The following is an 8,916-nucleotide window of genomic DNA, read 5'->3' as shown; positions in this document are numbered from 1 at the left end:
GGGCTGGAAAGTTCCGCCCCCGCCGTCGTTCGAGGCGCCCCCGGAGGACAGGCCGAGGGACCGGCGCGCTCCGGAGCAGACGGCCGAGGCACCGGCCGAGGCGCGAGCCAAGGCCCCGGCCCCGGCATCGGCACCGGCCATGTCCGTACCCGTACCGCCCCCGAGGGCCCGCGGCCCCGCATACCGGCCGCCCGCGGGCAGTAAGCATCCCCGACCACTCAGCGAGAGTTGGCATGTCGAACCTCACCGACCAGTCCACGCCCGGCTACGCCCTCACGGCCGACGAGGCCTCCGCCATCGCGGAGCTCTGCCTCGAACTGGCCGTCACCTACCCGTCCTTCGGCGACCCCGCCCTGCTGCGCGACCTGCCGCGGCTCGCGGCCGGGCTGCCGGAGGGAGTCCAGCGCTTCCTGCGCGAGTTCAAGCTGTCCGACCGTCGCGGCCACGTCGTGATCCAAGGGCACGACTTCGACCAGCGGCGCATCGGCCCCACCCCCGACCACTGGCGGGGCCGCACCCGGCCGGGCTCGGAGTTCCCCGAGGAGCTCCTGCTGATGCTGTACTCGGCGCTCCTCGGCGAGCCCTTCGGGTGGGCCACCCAGCAGGACGGCCACCTGGTGCACGACATCTTCCCGATCCGCCAGCACGAGAACGACCAACTCGGCATGGGCAGCGCCGAGTTGCTGACCTGGCACACCGAGGACGCCTTCCACCCCCACCGCAGCGACTACCTCGTCCTCGGCGCCCTGCGCAACCCGGACCACGTCCCCACCACCGTCGGCGAGCTGGACCTGTCCTCGCTGTCCGTCGAGGACATCGACATCCTCTTCGAGCCCCGGTTCTACATCGCCCCCGACGAGTCGCACCTGCCGAAGAACAACACGATCGACTCCGACGAGGAGGCGGCCCGCTTCGCCGCCATCCAGAAGATGATCGACGAGCGCCCCCTGGGCCCGCTCCTGTACGGCTCGCGGCAGGACCCGTACATGCGCCTCGACCCGTACTTCACCTCCGTGCCGGAGGACGACACCGACGCCCGGCGCGCCTACGACGCGCTGTTCAAGGTGGTGGACGCCGGGATGCGGGAGGTCGTCGCCGACCAGGGCGACGTGCTCTTCATCGACAACCACCGCGCCGTGCACGGACGGCTCCCCTTCCGGGCCCGCTACGACGGCACCGACCGCTGGTTGAAGCGGGTGTGCGTCACCGCCGACCTGCGGCGCTCCCGCGAGATGCGGGCCACGGCCGAGACCCGGCTGCTGGGCTGAGGCGCCGTGTCCGCCCCCACCCCCGCCGCCGCGTCCACCCTCACCCTGACCGATCTGGCCCGGGACCCCTGGCTGTTGCCCGAGGTGGACGCCCTGATCGGCGCGAACATGCCGGAGTTCATGAGCTGGGAGTCACCCGGCAACTGGCGCTGGCACGGCATGTACGACCGCTACCCGGCCCACCAGCTCTGCCTGGTGGACGAGGGCGGGCGCCTGGTGGCGGCGGCCAACGGGCTGCCGGTCCGCTGGGACGGCCTCGCCGCGTCCCTGCCAGCCGGCAGCGACGAGGTGCTGGTGGAGGCCGTGGACCGGGAGCCGCCCGAACGGCCCGACGCGGTGTGCATGCTGTCGGTCTCCGTGGACCCGGCGCGGCGGGCGGCCGGACACGCCGAGAGGTTGCTCACCGAGGTCCGGCGGCGCGCCGCGGGCCGGGCCCCGCGCGGCGTGATCATTCCGGTCCGGCCCACCCGCAAGCCCCGCTACCCGCTCGTACCGATCGCCGAGTACGCGGCCTGGCGCCGCCCCGACGGGCGCTGCTTCGACCCCTGGCTGCGCACCCACCTCGACCTCGGCGCGCGGCAACTGGGCATCGCGCAGCGGTCCCTGGTGATCCGTCAGCCCGTCGCGCGCTGGGCGGAGTTCCTCGGATACCCGCTGCCGGGCCCGGGGGACCACCCGCTCCCCGGCGGCCTCGTCCCGCTGCGCGTCACCGACGACGGCCACGGTACGTACGCCGAGCCGAACGTGTGGGTCCACCACCCGGTCGACGCCGGGCCGTGAGCCGACCGGCGCGGACCCGCGCCCCCGCACCCGTCCCCTCCCGCACCTCCGCGCACGTCCCCCACGTCCCCCACGTCCCCTTCCGACGAACCCTGGAGAGACCATGACCGCCGTACGCCTCGCGATCGTCGGGTGCGGCGCCGCCGCCCGCGGCTGCCACCTGCCCGCCCTGCCCCCGCTCAAGGGAGACGTCCGGCTGACCGCCCTCGTCGACCGTGACCCGCGCCAGGCCGAGGCCGCCCTCGCCCTCTACCGCGAACTGGGCGGTGCCGACGCCGACCAGGTGGTGATCGCCACCGACGCGGCCGAGGTCGCCGACGCCTTCGACGCCGCCGTGGTGGTCGCCCCGCACACCCTGCACACGCCGATCGTCGAGGCGCTGCTGGCCGCGGGCAAGCACGTCCTGCTGGAGAAGCCGATGACCACCTCGACCGAGGACGCCCGGCGCCTCGCCGCGACCGCGGCCGCCGACGGCGCCCCCGTGCTGGCCATGGCCCACCCCCGGCGCCTCTTCCCCGCCTACGCCTGGGTCAAGCGACTGATCGACGGCGGCGACCTCGGTGACGTGCTGCGCGTCGACTGGTCGGAGGGCCACCCCTACGCCCACGAGCCGGTCTCCTGGTCGATGTTCGACCGGCGCCTCGCCGGTGGCGGGGTGCTCACCGACACCGCCTCGCACGTCTTCGACACGCTGCTCTGGTGGCTCGGACCCGACGTGCGCGTCGTCCGGTCCGAGGACAACTCGCTCGGTGGGGTGGAGACCGACGCCACCGCCCACCTGCGCTTCGGCTCCGTCGACGTGCACTGCGACTTCAGTCGGCTGCGCGACCTCGGCATCTCCTGCAAGGTCACCGGCACCAAGGCGTCCGTCAGCATCGGCACCGACTTCCCGGCGGGGGAGTGCGTCCTGACCACGGCCGACGGCGAGGTGCTGCACCGCGGCGACGTGGACGCCGTCGCCCCCGCGCAGGACGAGTGGGAGCTGCTCTTCACCGAGCAGCTCGGCAACTTCGCCGCGGCCGTCCGCGGAACCGCCCCCGCCCACTCCACCCCCGAGGACGGCGTGCGCGTCGTCGAGCTGATCCAGGAGTGCTACGGCGGCCCCGCCCGCGAGCGGTCCGCCCAGCCCTGGACCACGCGGGGCACGGGCGAGGAGGCCGGCGACGGCGCGGGCCTGCCGGCGCTCGCCGGGCACACCGTCGCGGTCACCGGAGCCAGCGGCTTCATCGGCGGCCGGATCGTGGAGCGCCTGGCCCTCGGCACCGAGGCCCGGATCCGGCCCGTCGTCCGGGGCTTCGGCCGGGCGGCCCGCCTCTCGGTCCTGCCGCAGGACCGGATCGCCTTCCAGCAGGGGGACCTGCTGGACACCGACTCCCTGCGCGCGGCCTTCGAGGGCTGCGACACCGTCGTGCACTGCGCCTTCGGCAGCTCCGGCGACGAGGACGGACGCTGGGCCGCCTCCGTCGAGGGCACCGCGAACGTCCTGGCCGCCGCCCGCGCCGCCGGTGTGCGCCGCGTGGTGCACCTCAGCACCATCGACGTCTACGACCCGGCCGTCACCGGCGCGCTGACCGAGGAGTCCCCGGCGCGGCCGGCCGACGCCGAGGACCGCGAGTACGAGCAGCAGAAGCTCGCCGCCGAGCGGCTCGTGCTCGACGCCCACGCCCGCGACGGCGGACCGGAGACCGTGGTGCTCCAGCCCGGAGTGGTCTACGGGCCGTGGGGCGGCCAGTGGACCACCGCCCAACTGCGGCGCGCCGAGAGCGACTTCGCGCAGCTCCCGGCCGGTCCGGGCGCGGGCGTCTGCAACGCCGTGTACGTGGACGACCTGGCCGACGCCGTGCTCCTCGCCGTGGACACCGCGGCCGCGGCGGGCGAGCGCTTCCTCGTCGGGCACGCCGAAGAGCTGGGCTGGGGCACCTTCTTCGACGCGATCCGCGCCCTGCGGGGCGCGGGCGACCCGGCCGCCATCGAGGCGGGGGAACCGGTCGAGGAGTGGGAGCTGGACCTCTACCGCGCCACCGCCCGCGCCGACCACGCCAAGGCCCGCGAGGTCCTCGGTTTCACGGCCCGGGTCCCCTTCGCCGACGGCATCGCCCTGACCGGCCAGTGGGCCGGCTGGGCCGGCGAGCTGCCGGGGGCCGGGGCGTGAGCGCCGTCACCGACGTCCTCGTCGTCGCCCCGCACCCCGACGACGACGTCATCGGCTGCGGGGGCTCCATCGCCAAGCACGTCCGCGACGGCGCCCGGGTCACCGTCGTCATCGTCATCGGCCGCGAGCGCAGCGCGCTCGACGACGCCGTCACCGAAGCCGAGTTCGCCGCCGAGACGGAGGCCGCCGCCAAGGCCCTCGGCGTCCACCGCTGCATCCGACTCGACGAGCCCTCGCGGGACTTCCAGCCGAGTCGGCGGGTCCACCTCGACCTCGTGCGCATCCTGCGCGAGGTGCGCCCCCAGGTGGTCTACCTGCCGCACGACAACGACGACGACGTCGAGCACCGCATGGTCCACCAACTGACCACCGAGGCGCTGTGGATGGCGCAGTCGGAGTTCTTCCAGGAGGCGGGCGCGCAGCCGATGCCCGCCCCCCGGCTGGTGCTCGGCTACGAGGTGTGGGCGCCGATGGCCCGCTTCCAGTACGCCGAGGACATCGACGGCCAGATCGAGACCAAGGTCGAGGCGATGCGCGCGTACGTCTCCCAACTGCGGCACGCCGCCTGGGACGAGGGCATCCGCGGCCTGGCCCGCTACCGGGGCGCGGTCACGACCGGCTCCGGGCACGCGGAGGTGTTCCAGGTGCTCGGCCTGACCGGTGCCCATGCCGCGCTGCGCACCGGCGCCGGTGCGGGGACGGCTCCCGGGGCGGCCGGTCCGGCCGGTGCGGCGGGGGGCGGCCATGACTGACCGCCTCCTGGTGTGCGGGATCGGCTCCGGCATGGACCGCTCGCTCACCGAACTGCGCTCCCCGCGGCGCACGCTCGTCGTGGTCACCGACCGGCCCACCGAGCGGGTCCGGGCCGCCGCGGACGTACTGGTGGTCTGCGACCCGAACGACGCCGTCGCCGTCCTCGCCGAGCTGTCGGTGGCGGGCGTCGACCGGATCGACGGGGTGTTCTCGCTGGGCGCCGACAACCCGCCGGTGATCAGCACCCTCGCGCGGCGCTTCGGCTGCCCGGGGCTGCCCCTGGAGACCGCGCTCGACTGCACGCTCAAGGACCGGCGCCTGGCGATCCTGCGTGCGGCCGGGCTGGACCTGCCCCGCTTCACGACCGCCGGGAGCGTCGCCGAGGCGGTGCGGGCCGTCGCGGAGATCGGCCTGCCCGCGGTCATCAAGCCCAGCGACCAGACCGGTTCGCTGGGCGTGCTGAAGGTGGACCGCGCCGACCGGGTGCGGCCCCTGGCCGAGGAGGCGCTGCGGCTCAGCCCCGGCGGCCGCATCGTGATCGAGGAGTTCCTGGAGGGCACCGAGCACACCCTCGCCGCGTTCATGGTCGACGGGGAGCTGCACCGGTTCGGCTTCGCGGACCGCGAGTACGGACGCAAGGAGGAGTTCGCCCCGCACTTCTTCGAGGGCGGCGACACCCTGCCCAGCCTGCTGGACGCCGAGCAGATCGAGGAGGTCACCGAAACGGTCCGGCGCGGCGCACGCGCCCTGCGGCTGGACCCGGCGGTGATCAACACCGACATCCTGCGCACCCGGGACGGCCGGGTCGTCCTGCTGGAGATCACCGCCCGGCTGACGGGCGCCCGGATCGCCACCGAGGTGATGCGGCTGGCGACCGGCGTGGACCCGCTGCCCAACGTGGTCCGCCTCGCCCTCGGCCGACCCCTGGACCTCACCGAGCTGGAGCCCCGCCACAGCAGGGCCGTGGTCCAGCGGTTCCTGCCGGCGGACGGGGGCGTGGTCGAGTGGGCCGGCAACCCCCGCGACGTCGCCCGCCGGGCCGGGGTGCACGACGTGTTCTGGGGCCTGGACCTGGCCCCCGGCACCGTGCTGCCGTCCTACCGGGGCGGCGCCGACGTCCTGGCCGGGGTGATCGCCCACGCGGAACTACCGGCCGAGGCCGAGGCCGTCGCCGAACGCGCCCTGCGCGCCCTGCCCCTGCGCCTGAAGGCCCCGGCCTGATGTCCCCGTACGACGCGAAGAACCACGGCACCACGACGCACGGCACCACGAACCACGGCACCACGAACCACGGCGCCACGAAGCACGGCACGACCGAGACAAGGGAGAACGGGATGACCACCGACCCGGTGGACGAGGGCGCGGTCGACAAGGGCATCGCCCGGACCAGCGTGATCATCGCCCTGCGCGACGACCTGCGGATCGCCGACTGCATCGCCTCGATCGACGAGGACGTGGAGATCGTCCTCGCGCTCAACGGTCCCAGCGACGCGGTGCTGAAGCTGATCGCCGAACACCCCCGGCCGCTGACGGTCACCGAGATCGAGGACGTCGGCAACCTCGGCGCCGCCTACAACGCGGGGGCGGCCGCCACCGACCGCCAGTACCTGCTGCTGATGGACTCCGACTGCACCTTCGCCCCGGGCGTCGTACGCGACATGGTCCGCGCCGTGCTCACCGACCCGGTGGTCAAGGGGCAGGTCGTGTACGGGGAGTCGGACGGCACCCTCAGCCAACTGACCGCACGCGTGCGGGAGTTCGACGAGGGGGACTACGTCAGCGCGCTGTCCCCGCCGCTGATCTACAACCGCGACATCGTCGACCACATCGGCGGCTACCACTTCGACGAGCTGATCCACTGGTGCGAGGACCGGGAGTTCGACTTCCGGCTCCAGCTGGCCGGGATCCCCGTGGTCTACCTGCCGCAGGCGCGCATCTTCCACGACGCCCAGCACGGCTTCGCCAACATGCGCAGCTACTTCCGCTACGGCGTCGGCGAGGGCATCGCGCAGGAGACCGGCGTCTTCACCACACCGGCCGTGCCCGTCGTGTGGCGGCTCTTCGAGGCGTCCCGGACCCTGGTGCACTGCGCCCGGGACAAGGGCGTCGGCGCGGCCGCCTACTACGCCCTGCTCAAGGCGGCCTTCCACGTCGGCACCGCGCACCACCTGCTCAACGACCCCTACCGGGTGCGCGACCGCTACCCCGCGTCGGCCAAGCGGGCCCGGCTGGTGATGTCGATCCCGCAGCACAGCACCAAGCTGACCGGCGCCCAGGCCAGGCGGCTGCGGCGGGCGCACTGGGAGGCGGGCCGGCGGATCGAGAAGGTGGCCGACCTGACGGTCTTCCACCCCGATGCCGCCGGCCCGGGCCCCGCCGCGCCGTCAGTCGGCGAGGCGCGGCAGCAGCAGGCGTGAGGGAAGGTCACCGCCGTGGTGGACGGTGTGGTGCGCGGGGACCGGCGGATGCACGTCGAAGCGCGGCGCGTTGCTCGCCGCGACCTCGACGCGGACGCGGTGCCCCGGGCGGAACACGTGCCCGACGGCGCCCAACCGCACGGTGACCTCGACCGCCCCGGTCGCCGCCGGATCCAGCCGCCGGATGCCGTCGCACAACAGCTCGGCCCGGCCGTCCGGGTGGACGTCGACGAGCTTGCCCGTCACGTCCGCCCCCGCGGCGTCCGGGGTGACGTACACGGTGAGGACCGTGTCCCCGAGCACGGTCAGCGCGGCGGTGAGCGGCTCGCCGGTGAAGCACAGCACGTCGGCGCGCCGCTCCACCTCCCGCTGGTCGAGCGGCCCGCAGTCCCCGCCGGTGTACTGGCCGGGCAGCGCGGTCGCCCCGCCGGTGGTCGGCACCGGGTCGCCCGGATCGTGGTGCAGCGGGTCGGCGCCGGCGCGGACCGGCGCGGGACCCGGCCGCAGGGCCCGGCCGTCGAGGTGCAGGACGAGGTCCTCGGTGCCCGGGACCGGCCAGTCGGGGAAGGTGCGCCACGCGTCCGCGCCGGTCACGAAGAGCCGTACGGGGTCCGGTGCGGGCGGGCCGCCCCGACCCCGCAGGTGCCGGTCGAAATGCTCCAGGTGGAGCCCGGTGACATCGAGCCGACTTTCGTCCGCGGCCAATCCGTAGCGGCGCTGCGGGAAGATTCCGTCGGTCACGCAGTGGGACCACGGGCCGACCACCAGTCGGGAATCCGTGCCGAATTCTCGAATTCCCCGGTAATTCTCCAGGGCGCCGTTCAGGAAGATGTCGTACCAGCCCGTCAGGTGCAGCGCGGGGACCTCGATCGCCGCGTACGCGTCCCGGGGGGCGCGCCGCCAGTACGGGTCGCCGCCGGGGTGCTCGCGCCACTGCCGCCAGTACGGGGCCAGCCGGTCCAGCAACTCCGCGGCGGCCTCCGGATCGCGGTACAGCTCGTCGATCCGGTCCACCGCCCCGGCCACCTCGGCGAGGTCGGCCGGCGCCAGAGCGGCCCCGTCGAGCAGCAGGTCGTACAGCACCCAGTAGAGGAGGAAGCCCAGCTGGAAGGCGCCGCCCTGGCGGGTCCAGCCCTCGTCGAAGCCGGATCCGGCGACGTGCGGGACGACCGCGCCCAGGCCGGGCGGGCGTTCACCGGCCGCGAGCAGCGCCGCCATCGCCTCGTACGAGCGGCCGAACAGCCCGGCCGTGCCGTCGCACCACGGCTGGCCGAGCGCCCAGGCCACGGTGTCCGCGCCGTCCGCCGCCTCGTTCCAGTACGGCTCGAAGGCGCCGCCGGAGCCGAACCGGCCGCGCACGTCCTGCACCAGCAGCGCGTAGCCGTGGCGCACCAGGCGCAGCCCGTCGACGGAGGCCCCGCCGGGTGCTCCGGATTTCCCGTAGGGGGTCCGGCGGATCAGGACCGGGACCGGTCCGGTCGATTCGGGGAGGTAGAGGTCGGCGCTCGATAACGTGCCGTCCCGCAGGGGTATTTTCACGTCGTGT

Annotated in this window: 7 protein-coding genes; 6 read left to right on the top strand and 1 reads right to left on the bottom strand. The window is 74.4% G+C overall.

Translation table 11 applies throughout. The features are described from left to right. Positions 1-233 precede the first annotated feature (233 nt). From vioC to ACFWAR_RS30245, 6 genes are all read left to right on the top strand, one after another. Complete coding sequence (gene vioC / locus ACFWAR_RS30270; protein WP_385783871.1) at positions 234-1,268, top strand: arginine beta-hydroxylase, Fe(II)/alpha-ketoglutarate-dependent; 1,035 nt, start codon at positions 234-236, stop codon at positions 1,266-1,268. Positions 1,269-1,274: 6 nt separating this feature from the next. After that, positions 1,275-2,048, top strand: coding sequence for a hypothetical protein (locus ACFWAR_RS30265; RefSeq protein ID WP_385783868.1), 774 nt, complete (start codon positions 1,275-1,277; stop codon positions 2,046-2,048). Positions 2,049-2,151: 103 nt separating this feature from the next. Further along, positions 2,152-4,200: an NAD-dependent epimerase/dehydratase family protein gene (locus tag ACFWAR_RS30260; RefSeq protein ID WP_385783865.1), complete on the top strand. Its 2,049-nt coding sequence runs from the start codon at positions 2,152-2,154 to the stop codon at positions 4,198-4,200. Next, a complete protein-coding gene (locus ACFWAR_RS30255; RefSeq protein WP_385783862.1) occupies positions 4,197-4,952 on the top strand; it encodes a PIG-L deacetylase family protein in 756 nt (251 codons plus the stop codon). Before ACFWAR_RS30260 ends, ACFWAR_RS30255 begins: the two co-directional genes overlap by 4 nt. Then, on the top strand, positions 4,945-6,174 hold the full coding sequence (locus tag ACFWAR_RS30250; protein ID WP_385783859.1) for an acetyl-CoA carboxylase biotin carboxylase subunit family protein: 1,230 nt from the start codon (positions 4,945-4,947) through the stop codon (positions 6,172-6,174). Before ACFWAR_RS30255 ends, ACFWAR_RS30250 begins: the two co-directional genes overlap by 8 nt. After that, entirely contained in the window at positions 6,174-7,370 is a 1,197-nt protein-coding gene (locus ACFWAR_RS30245; protein ID WP_385783856.1) for a glycosyltransferase, read from the top strand. The genes ACFWAR_RS30250 and ACFWAR_RS30245 overlap by 1 nt, the downstream gene beginning before the upstream one ends. On the opposite strand, the gene ACFWAR_RS30240 is transcribed toward ACFWAR_RS30245, so the two are convergent. Continuing rightward, a complete protein-coding gene (locus tag ACFWAR_RS30240) occupies positions 7,338-8,909 on the bottom strand; it encodes a CocE/NonD family hydrolase (RefSeq protein ID WP_385783853.1) in 1,572 nt (523 codons plus the stop codon). The genes ACFWAR_RS30245 and ACFWAR_RS30240 overlap by 33 nt on opposite strands. Between the last annotated feature and the right edge of the window lie 7 nt (positions 8,910-8,916).

Source organism: Streptomyces sp. NPDC059917 (assembly GCF_042730635.1).
In the GTDB taxonomy this organism is placed as follows: domain Bacteria; phylum Actinomycetota; class Actinomycetes; order Streptomycetales; family Streptomycetaceae; genus Streptomyces.
Note: the sequence above shows the minus strand (reverse complement) of the source record. Positions and strands in the feature narration are given on the sequence as shown.